Raw genomic sequence first — 1,605 nt, forward strand, 5'->3', positions numbered from 1 at the left:
GAGGAATCGTCAAGACTTGTGGATCGGGTTTGTTTGGGGCCGGCGGGTTTATGGCAGCAGTCGATGCGCAAGTTGTTCGGCGTTGAGTTCGTGGATGGCGTTGTCGACGGCGTGTCGGTCGGTGAGATCGATGCCTCTGTTGGTGAGAGCGGCGGCGATCTCTTTGGCTGGGCCCCAACGGCTCTCGTCGTCGAAGGCGTCGCGGAAGGTGGACAGGTAGGTGTCGACAGCGTCTGTTACTGGGGTGATCCAGCGGGGTTCAATGCCGCGCTGAGTGAGAGCGAAGGTTATCCACTGGCGCAGCGCATCGGGTAAGGCAGTGCGTTGGTCGGCGTCGAGTATGGCTTTGCGGGGTAGCCAGTCGGTGAGCAGCACCATCACCTCGCCGGGGCTCCAGCACAATGGCCCCGCGCCGATATAGCCGGCACCGTAGTCCAGGAACAGCTCGGCCAGCGAGCGACTCACGTCGTCGTCGAGTCCGCTGCTGGTGGCGAAGTCGTGAATCAAGCGGTCGCGGTCGGATTCCGACAGATCGGTGGGCTCAGGCCAGTCGGGCAGATGGTCGCGGCAGCGCGACCAGGCCAGCGCCCGATTGTCGAGGAAGTCTTCGTCGTCGTTGCGGGGCCAGGTCATGTCGGTTATCCGTAACGCGCCGGCCAAGTCGGCCAGCACCGCGGCGACCGGGGCCTGGCGGATCGGCATCGGCACCTCATTGACGTCGCGATCGGCCTCACGCAGATCGTCCCACGCGGTTGCGGCGCCGGGTTGCAGGACCGCGAGCTTTTGGACCATCAGGCCGCCGACTTCACACAGTTGAGCCATCACGGTGTGTGGGTGCGCTCCGTCGAAGTCGATGAACAGGACCCGTTCGCTGTCCCACACATCGATCGCCTGCGACGCCGCCACTGGGGTCCAGGCTGGCGCCGTGCACCAGGGCGGCAGGGGCTGGGTCCGGGCCAGGATGGCGGCGGTCTGGGTCAGCATCATGGTCTCGGCGGCGGGCGCGACCCGCGCCAGTGCGGCCACGGCAGCCAAGCCGTGCGGCGAGGGCGTGCTGCACGCGCGTCCGGTCACTGCCATGCACAACTGACGCTCGGGCTCACGCTCGGTCAACGCCGCGGTCGACCAGGCCTGTCCGAGCCAGCTGCTGGCCCATGTCTCGACGCTGAGCACATCGTCGAGCTCGATAAGGTCCCGGGCTTCACGGAGCAATTGATCCGCGGGGTGCGACGGCCGAGGTGAACGGCGGACCGGTCGGCTCTTGGCGCTCTTACGGCGGCCACGGTTCTTGGGCATGGTCGCAGTCCATCACAGGCGCCGGATGGGGCGCACCTTTACCCCCGGCGCGCCACCGAGATTCAGGCCACTTCGGTTTCGCCGGATTGGGCTGGTGTGGTCGCGGTGATGTCGGTGGGTCGTTCGAGCAGTTTGCCTTTGTGGAAGACCGCGCCGGCGCGCACGAGGGCGACCAGGTGCGGGGCGTTGACGGCTCGCCAGCGGGCTTGTGCGGCGTCGATCAGCTTGTAGGCCATGGCAATTCCAGCGGCACGCGATCCGGGGCCTTTGGTGACCTTGGTCCGCAATCGCACGGTGGCGAAGGTCGAC

Annotated in this window: 1 protein-coding gene and 1 pseudogene; both read right to left on the minus strand. The window is 66.7% G+C overall.

The window, feature by feature from the left end; genetic code table 11:
• Positions 1 to 48 precede the first annotated feature (48 nt).
• Positions 49 to 1,296 (minus strand): hypothetical protein, encoded by a 1,248-nt coding sequence (locus AC5Y49_RS24595; protein WP_499891987.1) that lies wholly within the window; start codon positions 1,294 to 1,296, stop codon positions 49 to 51.
• Between the two features lie 62 nt (positions 1,297 to 1,358).
• Positions 1,359 to 1,605: pseudogene (locus AC5Y49_RS24600) on the minus strand (IS256 family transposase); the annotation flags it as partial.

It is taken from the genome of Mycobacterium sp. NGS62, assembly GCF_059812285.1.